This window comes from Pseudoalteromonas neustonica, from assembly GCF_001653135.1.
GTDB classification, from domain to species: Bacteria; Pseudomonadota; Gammaproteobacteria; order Enterobacterales; family Alteromonadaceae; genus Pseudoalteromonas; species Pseudoalteromonas neustonica.
On record NZ_BDDS01000001.1, the window covers coordinates 384,670 to 401,119 of the forward strand.

Genomic DNA, 16,450 nt, shown 5'->3' on the forward strand with positions numbered 1-16,450 from the left:
AAGGACGCCAAGGCTATGATGATTGAATATACTTTATTAACAACGTTGGCATTTCACCACCTAATTATTGGTTTTATCCTTTTATTGGGAATTGCGTTGATTAATAAGTGTGTACCATCGAGTGCGGAGCTGCGCAGTTGGTTATGGATGACGGCATTTATTGTCGCAACAGTCATCCCCTTCACTTTGATCACAATGGATGCAGATAAAACTTCAAGCGTTATAAATTCAGTTGCGCAATCGGTTGATTTAAAAATAGAAGATAGCTTTTCAGCAACTGATAATAAAGTCGCTATGAGTGATCAGGAGAGTAACTGGCATTTACCCAGTGAGATTGTATTTAACTTCTCTTTTTTACTCAGTATTGGTGTCCTACTTTGGTTTATAGGTAGTATATGGCGTGGATTTACGGTGTTATCGTCATATGTGCAAACACGAAACTTGCTTCGCTCTACGATAGAAAAAACGCCGCACTTATCGGCCCATATTAATACAGATGTTTATACTTCAAGCAAAGTATCCTCGCCTTTGGTTATTGGGTTTAAGCAACCTAAAATCATCCTTCCAAAAAGCATTACTGAACAACTCAAACATGAGCAATTACTGGCGATAGTGCTCCACGAAAACGCGCATATAAAACGTAAAGATAACTGGTTTGGCTTATTTCAGGAGATCATTGCTATCTTATTTTGGTGGAGCCCAGTGATCCGCCTGCTTAATAAGCAAATTCATGTAGAGCGTGAAATAGCGTGTGATTTACGCGCAGTGAACGAAATTAAAAATACGCAGCAATACGCGCAGTCACTGATTGATTGTGCAAAATTAATGGTGATGGAGCAGCGGAGCGTGTTGGCAATGGGACTATTTAGTAAGAAAAAAGAGCTGAATTACCGTATCGGCGCGGTTTTAGAAAACAAGCAATTTAAAAAGCCACGTATCACGATTATTATGCTGGTATGTGCAGGGCTAACAGTCACCACAATTCAAGCTACACAGGCCTTTTCACCTAAAGTCAGTATTAAACACACCGTCGTTGATGCTCGACATTACTCACTATTACCGCAATTTGAAAGTACCTTACTGATTGATGCCGTTACTCGTAATGACATTGGCGCAATTAAAGCACTGAAAAATGATGGGGTTGATATTAACGTGCCAGTTATTGGCGATGGCACTGCGTTGATGATTGCGGTGAAACAAAACAACAAAGCAATGACACAGGCATTGATTGACTTAGGCGCTGATGTAAATCAGTCATCAAGTGGTGATGGTAACCCGCTAATAGTCGCTGCGATGAGTAATAATATTGAACTGGCAACGCTATTGTTAGATAACGGCGCTGATATAAATGCAATTGTGCCGCGAGATGAAACACCGCTTATCAATGCAGCGTATTTTGGTTTTTACGACATGAGCCAATTACTAGTTGCACGCGGAGCTGATGTTAACTTAGCGGTTACGACAGGGGTTTCTGATGGTTATCAGCGACGCTCGCCCCTAAATCGTGCGCGTACTGAGTCAATTAAAGCGCTACTAATAGCTAATGGCGCACGCGAATGATCTATATCTTACTTCACTTACCACCTTAGCGTGCTTTAAGTCGATTGGCTTTATTTAGCCTGCATCACATTTATTTAAATTACTTCAATTAATTGTTGATTGATTTTTACCCTACTTTTAGTGGGTTAGCCAAACTCGTTCTAAATAAAGGAAATAGTATGTTTATACCCAAATATTCCTTATCAAAGAACACATATCACACAAGAAATAACAACGAAGGTGACACCATGATCTTTAATACCCCCATATTCTTTTGGTTTTTTGCCATTTTTATTTTGTTTTACGGGTTTGTGTTTTTAAAACAAAAACCCAAAGTGTACTTAATTTTAGTTGGTAGCTTAGTGTTTTACGGCGCGTGGAATTATAGTTTTATTCCATTGTTGGTAGGCAGTGGGGTAGCCGATTACTTTATTGCCCAAGCTATTTATAAAGCATCAACGCTGCAACGTAAAAAACAATGGGTGACTTTATCTGTGGTGCTTAATTTAGGTTTACTTGCAGTGTTTAAATATGCCGATTTTGCACTTAACTCTGTGTCTGAGTTGTTATCTTCGCTTGGTTACAATGCCTCTATTGAAACATTAGGTTGGGTGCTGCCCGTTGGTATTTCTTTTTATACTTTTCAAAGTTTAAGTTACACCATTGATGTTTATCGTGGCGACATGAAGCCACGTAAAGGTTTAGTTGAATTTGTTGCTGCGTTATCGTTTTTTCCTCAATTGGTTGCAGGGCCTATTCTTCGTGCAAGCCATATATTGCCACAAATGCACGCCATCGCATTACCTAAATATACTGCTGTAAAACATGGCTTTTTACTGATCACTGTTGGGCTTATCAAGAAAACGGGGGCTGATATATTAGCTATCCCAGCGCAACATGCTTTTGAAGCAAAAGGCCCTATTAGCACGCTTGAACTTTGGACTGGAGTACTGGCATTTGCAGGGCAAATCTATGGCGATTTTTCGGGCTATACCGATATAGCAATTGGTATTGCGCTGATACTTGGCTTTAGTATTCCATTGAACTTTAGAGTGCCTTATTTTGCGCTTTCTCCGGTTGATTTTTGGCGTCGTTGGCATATCTCCCTCTCTACATGGTTACGCGATTATTTATATATCTCATTAGGTGGAAACAGAAATAATAACCGTACCCGTAATGTGTTTTTAACTATGTTATTGGGTGGTTTATGGCATGGTGCGGCGTGGACCTTTGTTGCGTGGGGCGCATTTCATGGCGCTATTATTACTGTCACGCACTATTTAGCAGGGTTGAAAATATTTGCACGTTTTAATCAATCCAACGCGCTGCTTGTTACTTTTATTAAGTGGGCCATCACGTTTTATTTAGTCCTTATAGGTTGGGTATTTTTTGCAGCCAACGACTTAACTTCTGCCATAGATATTATTACTAATTTACATGTATTTAATTCAACAATAGCAGCAGGAAGCAACGCAATGACTATTTTTGTAATGACCAGTATATGGGTGCTACTTGTACATATTATGGATTTTTACGTAATAAAGGGCGCTGACAAGCTGGAAAATAAACCCTGGCTATTTTGGCTGTTAATGATGTTAGGGCAAGGCGTGTGTTTATTTATCGGGGAGCCAAGTAATGAGTTTATCTATTTCCAATTCTAATCATCAAGGTACAGCAACAATGACATCACAAAAATTATATGGAAAGTCGATTCTTGTTATTGGCTTATGTATGGCTTTCGCACTTATCAGTATTCATCTTATTTTGCATGGGATGGGGGCAAATTCACAAGGCGTATTAGGCAGGGTCACTGAGTCACGGGCGGCTTTGCCACAGATAGTGAAAGAACCAAACGATGTTGTGATGTTTTTTGGTTCATCAATGACGCGAGCTGGGTTTTCGCCGCGAAAATTTGATGCTGATTTAGCGCAGCGGGGTAAGCAGGTTAAATCGTTTAATTATGGCTTTGGTGGGCTAAACCCATATTTTCAAGATTTTTTGTCACGGCGTATTGCGGATGAATTTATCGAAGAAGATCGCAAAATAAAGCTAACCATGATTGAGTTTAATCCGTTTCAAACCACGCAAACACGCTGGGATAGATCTGCGCCAGTTTTAGACTCGTTTTTAACGTTGCTTGCCAATGACGAGGAGTTAATGGAAATTGCAAAAAATGATCTTACTCGTGGCGTACGGTTATTCAATATAAAGTATTTGCGCGGTAATATATCAGCTGAAATGATCACCAGCTTTTTTGGCAGAGGGATGTTTCCTCCTCAGTCACATCAAACGTTTAAAGATGATGATGAAACTATTGCGCAACGTCGTCGCTTAGGGCGATTGCTTGGTCAGAAGTTTGATGAAGAATACCCTGATCATAAGCCGGTAGAATGGAGCTATGAATGGCAAGGTGGCGGGACTATTCCACAAGAGCGTTCAGCAGAAACATTAGCCATATTTAACGACTATTACCGCGTTACGCAAACCGATAACGCAATGAGAAATGACCGCCTCAGTCGCATTAGTAGTGCCGATATAGAGCAGCTTCATTTTGAGCCATTATTAGTTGATCACTTTATTAACATTGTAAAAAACTTTCAACGTGTATCTGAGAACGTTGAAGTGATCATGCTGCCAAAAAACAGCAAGTGGATAAAAACAACACCAGAGGCTGAAAAACGTTTAGCTGCGGTAATTACGCAAATAGAACAAGCTACTGGTATTAAGCTGAAAAACCATCAAAATATACCGCAAATAACCCCGCAAATGTACCGTGATACCACGCATTTATCGCGTTATCGTGGCGATATTGCTTACACAGATTATCTAATAGATCAGTATCAAAGTTTGTTTTAGTTTTTACAGTGGTTAGGCTGAATAAGTTACATGCATCAGCGGGTGAGAAAGATCCTAACTTATCACGTTGATGCTTTTCGCCATTATTTGGTGAGAGTTGTTATTCAATATTGTTTATTTAAAAATTTTAAAATTTAAGTTGTTGATTATTAATTGCTATTTATATGGCTTAATATTTGCTGAATGAGTGTAACTTAATTAGGAATAGACACTCATGCTATTAGATATTCAATCATTACGTCATCAATATAATAAAAGCAAAGATGCAAAATGCGCAATTAATACATTATCGTTGCAAGTTGAACCTGGTATTTTAGCCTTGTTAGGCCCTAATGGAGCAGGAAAATCTAGTTTGATGAGAATTCTGGCTACCATTACTAAGCCAACACAAGGTGTCATTTTATGGCAAGGCCAAGATATTGTTAAATCACCACAATTGTTACGCAAAGAGCTGGGCTATTTACCTCAATATTTTGGCGTGTATGAACAGCTGTCGGGTATTGAGTTTTTGCAATACATGGCAGGGCTTAAAGGGCTTGAAAGTTCCCATGCCAAGAGTGTTATTGATGATTTACTGAATAAACTTAATTTAACTCACGCCGCGCATCAGCCGCTAAAAGGCTACTCTGGCGGTATGAAACAACGCATTGGAATTGCGCAGGCGTTATTAAATGATCCTAAATTATTGATCATTGACGAGCCGACAGTTGGTCTTGATCCGCATGAACGCGCCAACTTTAGACAGTTATTGACCGAGCTTGCGGCGGATCGTTGCATTATCTTCTCTACACATATTGTGTCAGATGTTGAATCGATTGCGGATCGCATTGTAATTATGCGCGGTGGCACGCTTATCCAATCAGCAACAGCAGATGTATTACAGCAAAAAGTGGCTGATAAATGCTGGACACTAACGGTTGAACCATCGGAGCTGAAACAGATCCAGCATGAGTATATTGTTAGCCACAGCATTCGAAAAGAAGGAAAGCTTGAATTAAACCTTGTTGCGGATCATTGCCCTGACTCTAAAGCTACGGAACGGGCGGCATCACTTGAGGATGCTTACTTGTATTTTACCAGCGAGCAATCAGCATCTCACAGCGCAGTGAGGATCCGTTAATGAAACAGATTTGGCAATGTATGGTAGCTGACTTTAAACAACGCACACGCCAACAAAGTTATATGGTGACCTTGTTGGCTATGTCTGTATTAACGTTATTGTATTTTCCATCCCCTGATGCGCAGTACCAAACTTTGGTTATTAATGGCTACCGCGGGATTTATAACAGCGCGTGGATTGGCGTATGTTTAGCGATGCTGAATGTCATGTTCTTACCCATTATTTGTTTTTACTTAGTTAAAAATGCACTTGAGTTAGATAGGCAATCAAAAACGTGTGAGCTTATTGCAGCAACGTCGATTAGCAAACAGGCTTTTTTATTCGCTAAGTGGGGAGTAAATGTACTGATTTTACTTTCAATTGTATTGGCGATGTTGCTCAGTAGTGTATTGATCCAACTTTATTATGGCGAAAGCTACCAGATTGATATGTGGGCACTTGTTTGGCCGCAATTAGTGTTTATTTTACCGCTGTTATTAGCAATTGCATCAATTGCTATTTTGTTTGAGTCGATAACGTGGCTCAAAGGTGGTTTTGGTAATGTGGCGTATTTTTTCTTGTGGATTGGCTCGATAACGCAAAGCATTGCAGGTGTATCAGGCATTGGTGCGGTGCTTGAAAGTTTAGATATGGAGGTTGCTGCGCGTTTTCCAGCAGAGCAAGGTGGCACCAATGTTGGCATAACAGCGAGTGAATCTGTAAGCACATTTGTTTGGCATGGGTTTGAGCCAAGTGTTGTGCACCTCTTAGGAATGCTGCCTTTGTTGATGATCAGCTTAATAGGTTTGAGTTTAGCATTTTTATTTTTTGATCGTTTCAGTAATGGCTCACTGAAAGAGGCTAAAAAGCCATGGCGAATAGTCAGCGTAATTGAAAAAGTCACAGGAATACTCGATAGATTATTTGCTGGCGCAACAAAGTCATTCGCTTTTACACGTTTATTACGATTAGAGTTTAAGTTAATGCTCAAAGGGCAAACAAATCTTTGGTTCATCGGGTTGGTCACTTTGAATGTATGCCAAGCTTTTGTTGATCAGGAGCTGTTATTGAGCCTTTTTTTACCTATCTCATTGCTGTGGTGTGTATTGGTTATATCACCATTAGGGCAGCTAGAGAGGCAAACAAATACCTTTGAAATTATGGCTTATAGTAAGCAATCCCCATTATTGCAAAATATGGCGAGTTTTAGTGCTGGCTGGGGACTGTTAGCATTAGCGTGTTTAGGTAGTATTGCGCGGTACGTAGTAATGGCGGAGTGGTTGCTGCTGGTACAATTGTTTGTGGCTATTTCGTTTATGGTTTCATTAGCCTATTTTTGCGGTGCATTTACGCAAACAAAGCGAATGTTTGAAGTCGTGTTTTTAGTTATTTGGTATATAGGGCCTCTGCAAGCTGGATTATATTTAGACTTTTTAGGCGTGAACAGTCAGTCGAGTTGGGATGCAGGAATGCCTTATTACTTTTTGGCTATTGCTAGTGGATTATTGCTATTAACAATGAGTATTAAACGAACCCGTTAATTAAAAGAGTATCAGGGGGACTTTACCTGATGCTCTTTTGTGTACTTGAGGGTTACGAACTTTAATTGTTTACGAGATATAAAGGCTATCATCACTAACACGTAGTGCCATACAATCGCTCTGGCCATTTATAATCATACTTTTATCAACGCGTACCCCAGCACCTGCGTATTTCCCTGCGGCGGTAAAACTACATATCTGTACAAAGTAGTCACCAACTTTAGGCAGTGCAAATAGTTGCTGGTATATTTGATCTTGTGCGGCAAAATGACCCACGGTTTTTTCTATGACTTGCTGTTGTTCATCAACGAGTTGAATATTAGCACCGCATCGGCCAACGATCGGTTTAACTACATAACCTGTTTGTAATAATTCATCATTTAGAGCAAATGCAGTATTGAGTAAAAATCGATGGTTTGGAAATAAGCTCCATAACACAGGTAAAATCGCTTTATTACTTGGGATCAAGGTCCAAAGTGGCTCAAACACCATGACGTTTTTACGCAGCAGTACATCAACTAAACGTGGCGTTTTACCCGCTTGCCACTGAGGTTCAAAATCATCCCCTTGGGATTGATCTGCTTCACACTCTTGCCTAATTTGATCTAATGCAGTTTCCCATGACCATGTTTTCCAGACAAAGTTGAGCTTTTCACCATCAGCATCAACTATATTGCCGGAATCATCCCAGCGTAAACTCTTTAAACCAATAATTACTTTGCATTCAAAACCAGCAGCTTCAATAGCTTCTTTCATAAATAACGCGTGATAATGCTCTTCTGGTTCGTCATCTTGTAAAATATGTATAAGGCCTTTTACTTCACTTTTTCGCCATGCTTTAACTAAATCTTTAAAGAGATCATGGCCTGCATCAACACCTGTTTTAACACCAAAATGTTTAGCCCATTTACCCTGTATTTTACCGCTTTCCATATAGCATGACGCGGAGTCACAGTTGTATTCATATACTTTTAATCCGGCAGGTGTGAGTGCAAAATCAAACCGGCTGGTGATCAGTTGGTTTAAGCGGTTATCCCATGATTGGCGAATTTTATTGAGTACGACATCGGGTAAATTAAACTTTTTTAATAATTCAGGGTGCTGTAACACATAGTCTGTTGCATGCATAAATAAGCCATGTAACTCATTGGTGGCATGTTCAATCGTTTGTTGTGCAGTATTTGATATAGCAAAGTAATGATGTTGATCAGCACTTACTGAAGTTAGTTTATGGCCTTGCATCATATCTACGTAGGCGGCTTCATCGTCATTAGCAATGTTAAGCCATGACTTTTTGGCCTGTCCAGAGTCAGTTGTATGTTGAGGTTTGATAGCAAATAGATCTGTACTTACTTCAGGCGTTGGCTCGCTAAATTCGCTCTGATCAGTTTGTGTCATCCAGCCTAAAATAGTGGCATCGCTGTAAGAACACTCAATCCAGTAGTCACCTTGCTGTGTGATTTTAGCTCTGAGCTCACGGCACCATTGCTGGCCCTGCGGCCATACTTGATGGCCAACATTTTGTTCTGCTAGGCGAATTTTATCTGTATGGACTTCAACTATAACAGCAACATGACCTGTTTCTTCAAACTCTCCGCCTTCTTCCCAAATGAGTAAACTTCCCACTGTTGGGTGGTGTTTTGCACCATTACGAAATGCATGCAAAGGAAGTCTAGTTTGGCTGTTTATATCACGCACCGAGCGTAGCTCAAAAATATCATAAGCCATTGCAATGTCATCAAATATATAGCCGTGATTGAGATACATCCAGCGGCGCGCAAATTCAACACATTGCCATTTATAGCCCATGTAAATGCCATCGAGATAACTTCTGTAGGCACTCCTATTTGGGTAGGCTGTTTCATCAGCACTGTCGTAGTCAGACGAATAAACAGCAACATTACCAAGTGCATAGCCTAATAGCTCTCCAAAAGGGCTAGCAGGTACGTGAGATTTTTTAGACAAAGTAGTTCAAAAATTAGGGAGTGATAATCTGCAGACTATAGAAGTGTATTGGTTTGATAGCAAGTTAAAAACAGAGCCTTCAAGTACTTTTTATTTAGTTAAAAGAGTTTAAAATTTAATGCTTTTTGTTAGGAATAATAAGCGGTAATTGGTTGTCTCTTATTATCCGAATTTTTAGGGATGATAAAAATTAATACGTGTTTTTTACAGCACTTAAATAGCACTTAAATAGCACTTAAAAAGTCGCTTTTTAGGCCAGTAAACATTTAAGCGATTATAAACTAGATAGCAAAGTATGTAGTGGCGATGCTGATTAAATAAACTAAACTTATCATATCGCTTCTTTGAGAGCATATTCTGTGAAGTATTTAATTATTGCTGTGTTGTCCTGTGCGATGTTTAGTAATGTAAGTTATTCAGCTGAGAACACGTGCCAGATTATTGTTCGCTTTGAAAATTATGCCGCACAATCGCATCAAAATGAAGACTTAACCTGGCATGGACTTGATGTTGATTTTGCAAAAGCATTGCTTGATGAGGCTGGCTGTGAGTATCGCTTTGTAAGTGTTCCTTGGGGGCGTTCATTAAAAATGCTCGAAAATGGCGAAGTGGACTTAATGCTTAGCGTATCTAAAACAGCACAACGTATGCGTTTTGCTTATTTCATAGGCCCTCAAAAGCAGGAGAATATTGTATTTGCTATGAATGCAGAGCGTTCTTACAGCATAAATACTGTAAGTAGTTTATTTGAACTTGATGCACCAATAGCAATTCAACGTGGTGCTTACTACGGTAGTAAATTTGAAAAACGTTTTATAGAAGAGCAAGATACCGATGAGCGATTTATTTACGTACCAGATAACCAATTAAAACTGGATTTGTTACGCCATGGGCGTATTTCTGGCTTTTTAGAAGAAAAATATAACATCGTTTATCAAGTGCAAAACAATCCAGATTTTATGAAAGTGACAATTAGCCCATTTGTAATTAATTCTGAGCCTGTTTATTTTGCATTTAGTAAAACATCGGTGTCAAAGTTACAAATAAAAAAATTTGAAAAGGCATTTTTAAATATTAAAAAGTCAGGGAAATTGGCAGTAATTCTAAAAAAATACAATTTAGAATAAGCATGAAGTTTATCTTCCTGAATTTAAGTTTTTGGGTACATATTTTTTATTAGGATATATCCCGGATGAAGAAAGTAAATCATACCTCTAAGCACCCTGAATTTCTCTTGAAGTCAGCCTTAAATGTGTCCCTCGTTAGTGTAATAGCAATAGCCCCTTTTACTGTGTATGATTTTTATGTGATTAAAAATGGCATGGGTTTTCTGGGGGTTATTGCTATTTTATTTTGCACTTTTAATGCCGTATTGTGTTTTAAAGGGACCTATAGCCTGCCATTAAACTTATTTGCGACGATGCCAATAATGGCAGGCTGTTCACTTGCTGCAATTAATGTATGGGGTGTCACAGCATCGTTTTGGGCATACCCAGCTGTTTTAACTTGTTATTTTGTTTTGCCGCTGCATTTAGCGCGATTAGCGAACATTCTTTATTTAGCCATAATTTTGCCATTCGGTTGGTATAATTTATCACCTGATGTATTTGCGCGTTTTTATGCTGTGTTAATTAGCATTAGTATTTTTGCTTATTTAACTCTTAAAGAAATCGCCCTACAGCATGCTCAGCTACATAGGTTATCTATAACAGATGTATTAACGGGTCTAAACAATCGCTTTTTACTTAGTGACTCTTTAGAAAATGCCATCTTTATAAATCAATGCGAGAAAGCCCCTATGTCAATTTTAATGTTGGATCTTGACCATTTTAAAAAGGTAAATGATCAATATGGACATGACGTAGGTGATGAAGTTTTAAAAGGCTTTGCAGCTATAATGAAAGCAAACTCGAACAGCAACGATATATTATTTCGCTTAGGAGGCGAAGAGTTTCTAATTTTATTGCACAGTGCGGATGAAAACCAAGCAATACAAGCGGCAGAACAGATACGCAGCCATGTGCAAAAGAGTAAATTACTTCCTGAGGGCGAATTAACGGTCAGTATTGGTGTATGCGAACTTGTTTGTAATAAACACAGGAAAGATTGGTTAAAACAGTGCGATGCGAATTTATATTTAGCTAAAAATAGAGGGCGTAATAAGGTTGTTGCCTGTAGCCAGCGCTAAGCATGAACGAAATAACGTTGGAGTTAACTCTTTGTTATATATGGCGTATTTAATGCTGGGTGACCTTTGTAGATTGAAATTTGTTCAAGCTAGGGGGGATTTAATCGCGGCGCGAGGTTTGCAATCGAGTGGGCTCGATAACTGCTCCTGCGTTATTCTACTGGCTCACATCCATGTGAGAATAAGTAAAAACCGAGCAAAGCTTGTGCGCCCTTCTTACGCCCCTTTCCTACATCCGTGTAGTAACAAAGAGTTAATTGACCCTAGGAAGAGCCCTTTGGGTAACGCATGTTTGGCATTTATACTGCGTTTCGCCTATTTATGGGGAACAACCACACACCATAGGCTCTGCCTTGCCTAACTACCAAATAGACTGCTGCAAAATTAATTACGAAAGGTCAACACGCCCTAGGCTTTTTTAGCCCTTGCGTATGGATCGTTTGTTACTGTGCATTTGTCGTTTAAGTTGCCAAAAATAGGCGGCTGCTCAATAAGCTCTTCACCTTCAAGCGTCATTACTTGGACTCGCTGACATGTTGTAATTTCAGTGGAAAAATCTAGCCAAACTTGTGCCATGTTACACATATTTAAGAAATAATAGGTGCCACTTGCTTGATCACTAACGTTTGACCAAATAGTGCTTGAGCTAATACTTGCACTTCTTGGATTAAATCCATGTGGTACAGCGCAGGCTGCAACCATTGAGCGTGTTTGTGATACGGCTTTTATTGTTGAATTAACGGGTTCGCTAAGTGATATGTAAAAAGAAGCTCGCTCAAAGTTTTGGGTTGAAGAAACGCCACCAGGCACGGTGTAAAGAGGTCGAGAGTTGGGCGTCTCAGCCTTGCCCCACATGTACTGCCAATACTGATTTATTTCTAGTTGGGTTTTGTAATTAGGTTCATTAGTGGCAACTCTAAATTTTTCGCTTTCATACACAACGAATGCGTTATTATTGACTTCAATTATGGCGGAGTTTCCGGTTTTGTCTGATAAACAAAGGTGAAGTGTTGCGGGGGTTGATTTCCCTAAACCATCAGGAACATTCTCTTCTACAATTTGAATTTTTTGTTTTCTGAAGTACTTTGCAGCAGCTTTGACACATCCGAATTTATCGAGTGTGAACTGCGCCCAACTGAGCACACTTAAGACTTTTTTACTTTCTTCAAGAGGGGAGTGCTCAGTTTGGCGTTTATTCAGCAAAGGCGAACTATTGTCTGCGCGTATAGGTATGTAATCTGCTCCTGTATCGTATAAAGCATTGACCACGAGGCCTGCCGAATTAATGCCATCAGCTGTGCCCATTCGTTTATCACCCATTACAGTTGCAATACTTGAGTAATGAGATTTCCACTTGAGTATTTGCCTTTGGGGTACTTTAAATTGATCCGTATCTTCAGGTATGAAGCCGATACGTTTTAATCCGACCGGAAAAGTGTATAAAAAAGCATTTACGCCTGCAAACCAATCCATATTTCTAGCTGTTACTGGAAAATCTGGGTTTAGACTGTTAAAAATACGCGTACACATGTAAGTTATCCTATTATTTTCTGGATTGTTTTGTCCCTATGTTATCTAATTACTTTATTAATACAATGACTATAAAGAATGTTAAAAATGGCTGTTATGGATACGTTTGATCTTGATTACACGTTAAGGCTCAGACTTAAAGTAATAAGGGGTATGACAAGTGTCACTTTATTGCTCGCTTTGGGTTTGGGGCTCCTTAATATCTTTATCGGCCAACATTTTATCTATGGGGGTATGCAATGTCTTTATGCCTTTTTTTCACTTGGTTTATATTTAAACGCGAGTAAAACAGACAGCTTGCACTGGTCAAAGCAGCTGTATGTGTATTCACTCGTTGGGCTTATTGCAAGTGGCGCACATATGGCACCACTAATGTCATACCTTTTAATGTGGGCGCTCGCTCTGCCGATTGTGTTTTATCTTTTATTAGGTAAGCGTTTTGGGATTGTTTTAAGTGGTTTTTACTTTGTTGCTCAAATCACTATTATCTATTTTAAAACAGAGACGTTTTACACATCACCGTTATTGAACTTTGCTTTTAGTTACCTTCTTGTTTGGGGGATTTCTCATACATATGAGACATCACGCGCAAACTCAGAGAAAGCGCTGCGTACACTAGCATTAAAAGACCCGTTAACAGGGGCTTTTAATCGACTTAGTTTAACCAAAACGTATTCCCAATTAAATAAAAGCCAACCAGTTAGTTTAGCGCTTTTGGATATTGATTATTTTAAAAATGTTAATGACTCATACGGTCACCCATTTGGTGATGAAGTGTTGAAGAAAATAGCGCAGGGCTTGACCTCAGCTACAAATCGAAATAGTGTATTTAGAATTGGAGGAGAAGAATTTTGTATTTTAATGGAAAATGTAACACCTGAACTTGCTGTTATTAAAGCTGAGGAAATTAGATCGAAAGTAGCGGCCGAATACGTTACCCATGGCAAAGATAACATCCATGTTACAGTGAGTATTGGTGTTTCGACATCAACTGATTCTAGTCTTTCTGAACTTTTAAAAGCGGCAGATGTAAATCTTTATTTAGCAAAAGAAAAAGGCCGTAATTGTGTGGTTTATAAATAATAATTTGCAATCTAGATGCTGTTTTTACGTAAAAATACGTTTCATTTTAAAAGTCTTCTGTTTGAGTGTTTAATAATTTTTAGTGCAAGTATCTACATTTCTCTTAGTGCAATAGTGAAAATCTAAGTAGTAGAAAGGCTTTTCAGGTTTCTTATCATTCACAATAAAGTTGTACATTAACTCTGCGCTTAAGCGACCCATTTCAAATGGATTTTGACCAATATTAGATTGCGATAGACCTTGCTTTAAAGCTCGTAACTGCACCTCTTCAGTATCTGCTGAAATAATGACGACATTACCAGATTCTATCCTGCTTTTATGCGATTGTACTGATTTAATGTAATCAGAGTTGAACTGAGCAAACCCTGCAACAGCCAAGAAAAGAGGGGGGTGCTTCATTTTTAATACGTTTTTTAACTGCTCCAAGGAAGTCCCCCTTTTTCCTAAACTGTATAAAGGGCAGCGGCTAAATTCATCCCAACCATTTTCACCTGATAGTCGTTTCTCACTTTTGCCTGAAAGTGCAAATCTTACACCAGCGATCCGCTCATTGAGATTAGGTGTTGTTTGATGGCCAGATTGAATACACACGGTATTTAGGGGAGAATCTTTCGCAAATAATTTAATTTGATTACCAAGTGCAACACCAAACTCAAAATTGTTTGTACCAACATACGCAAGCCTATATTGATGATCTTTAGGCAGTAGATCTGAGTCAAAAGTGATCACGGGGATATTTTGTCTATCAAGATCCTTTAATACCCTGCTTACTAAGTAATCCGAATCCGTCGTTGCTAAGAGTAAACCGTCGATCTCATCCTTTACTAAGTCCTGAATAATGAGTGATTGCGTTCGAATATCTTGATAATCGTCAGGGCCATCATATACGCAGGTAACATCAGGCATTGATTCTGCAAACTTTAGACAACCCTTAAATGATTGTATATAAAAGCTGTCATTTTTTGTTTTCCCGACGATACCAATCACAATTTGTGCCTTGGCATGTAGAGTAAATGTGACACACACCGAGCTAATTAAAAACAACAATGCAATTTTTATGTGTTTAAAACGCACAGATGAACGCAGTGACATAAGTAAATACTCTCTCTTTAAAAATTATCTTAAGCTATAAGTGCTATTAACTAAGTTTGAATGTAGCATTTATTTAACACAATAATCACCTGTTTTAGCATTTTATTAAAGTCGTAAGGTAACAATAGAAAGCGGCCTGCTAGTCACTGCTTTGAATAATACCTATGCGATTGATACACAATGAATTGGCTGATGCGATTTTAGCAAAGTATTACAAATCACAACGTTGATTGAAGGATAATGAATCTTTTATTGTTGCTTTAGCGTATATGTATAAAAATTATCATTTAAACGCCTTAAAATTACAGGTTGAATAATAAACAAAAAGAGACGTGCATATGTTTAGATTATTAATTATTACTTTTGTATTCATGGTATTGACTGGCTGCTCAAGTCAATACCCAAACCAAGACGTGAGTGGTCAACAGTTCCCAATTGTAAGCGGTGAAAATTTAGAGAAGAAGCGGATAACGATCCCCACTGATTTTAACGAACAACTTAGTTTACTATTGATAGGCTATAAACAAGATAGTCAGTTTGATATTGACCGCTGGTTAATAGGTCTTGATATGACTGGTGTAACAATACCTACTTATGAGTTACCAACAATTCAAGGTATGGCGCCGCGCATGTTTAGCACACTGATAGATAACGGTATGAGAAAGGGTATCCCAAAAGAATTGTGGGGTGGAGTTATCACAATTTATAAAGATGGAGATGCAGTACAAGCTTTCACGGGTAACGAAAACCCAAATAATACTCGAGTAGTGCTACTGGATAGCGATGGAACAATTATTTACTTTTATGACCGTGGGTTTTCAGTTTCAGCACTTAATAAGCTAAAAGCTGTTATTAATAACTAATACAAAGAGTGGGCTATGGATTGTGAAGCTGTAAAAATAGTGGTTGCGGCCGTCATCAAGCGAGGTAACTGTGTTTTGCTCGGTTTTTACTTATTCTCACATGGGTGTGAGCCAGTAGAATAACGCAGGAGCAGCTATCGAGCCCACTCGATTGCAAACCTCGCGCCGCGATTAAATCGCCCCTAGATTGAACAAATTTCAATCCACAAAGGTCAACACGCTCTAATAACATTTTTGCATAAGGGCACAAACATCATATTGCTCTGTTTATGCTGGCGATATGTGAAAGTGTCCGCGAACCACAGATGTTAGAACCTAACAAATACCTACAATGGAAATGATATTAAATAAACTCAAGGAAAATTCATTTAAAGCACAACGCGAGTGATCTTTTCGTACACTCTATCTCCACTACAATTCACCACTACAATAGAAATACGATGAAAATCATTATAAATTTATCACAAGCAGACGTTATCAAACTCCTGGTGTGAATTTATTTAACCAGAACTCGGGTTACTTGCACTATGAGCATTATTGCTGCATTTCGCGACATATTAATAAAAATAGCAATTATTTTTGACTTTTTTAAACCTTTTTTCTAAGTCGATTTATAAATGCTAATACAGTGACTTAGCTTAACTTTCCTATACCACCCTTTGTTCATTCACAGCTTGTCAACCTTGAATTATCA

At 38.7% G+C, this 16,450-nt stretch carries 12 protein-coding genes; 9 read left to right on the top strand and 3 right to left on the bottom strand.

Going from position 1 to position 16,450, the window contains the following annotated elements:
- Positions 1–15: 15 nt before the first annotated feature.
- The 5 genes from A7967_RS01640 (at position 16) to A7967_RS01660 (ending at position 7,035) form a co-directional block, all read left to right on the top strand.
- Positions 16–1,560 (top strand): M56 family metallopeptidase, encoded by a 1,545-nt coding sequence (locus A7967_RS01640; RefSeq protein ID WP_064435307.1) that lies wholly within the window; start codon positions 16–18, stop codon positions 1,558–1,560.
- A gap of 227 nt (positions 1,561–1,787) precedes the next feature.
- A complete protein-coding gene (locus A7967_RS01645; RefSeq protein ID WP_064435308.1) occupies positions 1,788–3,200 on the top strand; it encodes an MBOAT family O-acyltransferase in 1,413 nt (470 codons plus the stop codon).
- Complete coding sequence (locus A7967_RS01650) at positions 3,175–4,395, top strand: hypothetical protein (protein WP_064435309.1); 1,221 nt, start codon at positions 3,175–3,177, stop codon at positions 4,393–4,395. Before A7967_RS01645 ends, A7967_RS01650 begins: the two co-directional genes overlap by 26 nt.
- A gap of 214 nt (positions 4,396–4,609) precedes the next feature.
- Positions 4,610–5,515: an ABC transporter ATP-binding protein gene (locus A7967_RS01655; protein ID WP_054453778.1), complete on the top strand. Its 906-nt coding sequence runs from the start codon at positions 4,610–4,612 to the stop codon at positions 5,513–5,515.
- Positions 5,515–7,035: a hypothetical protein gene (locus A7967_RS01660; protein WP_064435310.1), complete on the top strand. Its 1,521-nt coding sequence runs from the start codon at positions 5,515–5,517 to the stop codon at positions 7,033–7,035. The genes A7967_RS01655 and A7967_RS01660 overlap by 1 nt, the downstream gene beginning before the upstream one ends.
- A 69-nt stretch (positions 7,036–7,104) precedes the next feature.
- Here the strand turns inward: A7967_RS01660 and gss are convergent, their stop codons facing one another.
- Positions 7,105–9,000, bottom strand: a complete 1,896-nt coding sequence (gene gss / locus A7967_RS01665; RefSeq protein WP_064435311.1) for a bifunctional glutathionylspermidine amidase/synthase — start codon at positions 8,998–9,000, stop codon at positions 7,105–7,107.
- A 359-nt stretch (positions 9,001–9,359) separates the two neighbouring features.
- Here gss and A7967_RS01670 point away from each other — a divergent pair, with 359 nt between their 5' ends.
- Positions 9,360–10,127, top strand: a complete 768-nt coding sequence (locus A7967_RS01670) for a substrate-binding periplasmic protein (RefSeq protein WP_244507084.1) — start codon at positions 9,360–9,362, stop codon at positions 10,125–10,127.
- 65 nt (positions 10,128–10,192) lie between these two features.
- Positions 10,193–11,188: a GGDEF domain-containing protein gene (locus A7967_RS01675; RefSeq protein ID WP_064435312.1), complete on the top strand. Its 996-nt coding sequence runs from the start codon at positions 10,193–10,195 to the stop codon at positions 11,186–11,188.
- Positions 11,189–11,596: 408 nt separating this feature from the next.
- Here A7967_RS01675 and A7967_RS01680 read toward each other — a convergent pair whose 3' ends face one another.
- Entirely contained in the window at positions 11,597–12,718 is a 1,122-nt protein-coding gene (locus A7967_RS01680) for a linear amide C-N hydrolase (protein ID WP_054453785.1), read from the bottom strand.
- 87 nt (positions 12,719–12,805) lie between these two features.
- On the opposite strand from A7967_RS01680, the gene A7967_RS01685 reads away from it, so the two are divergent.
- Positions 12,806–13,801: a GGDEF domain-containing protein gene (locus tag A7967_RS01685; RefSeq protein WP_054203430.1), complete on the top strand. Its 996-nt coding sequence runs from the start codon at positions 12,806–12,808 to the stop codon at positions 13,799–13,801.
- 69 nt (positions 13,802–13,870) lie between these two features.
- On the opposite strand, the gene A7967_RS01690 is transcribed toward A7967_RS01685, so the two are convergent.
- On the bottom strand, positions 13,871–14,893 hold the full coding sequence (locus A7967_RS01690) for a substrate-binding domain-containing protein (RefSeq protein WP_064435314.1): 1,023 nt from the start codon (positions 14,891–14,893) through the stop codon (positions 13,871–13,873).
- A 338-nt stretch (positions 14,894–15,231) separates the two neighbouring features.
- On the opposite strand from A7967_RS01690, the gene A7967_RS01695 reads away from it, so the two are divergent.
- Entirely contained in the window at positions 15,232–15,756 is a 525-nt protein-coding gene (locus tag A7967_RS01695) for a hypothetical protein (RefSeq protein WP_054203428.1), read from the top strand.
- Positions 15,757–16,450: the final 694 nt, after the last annotated feature.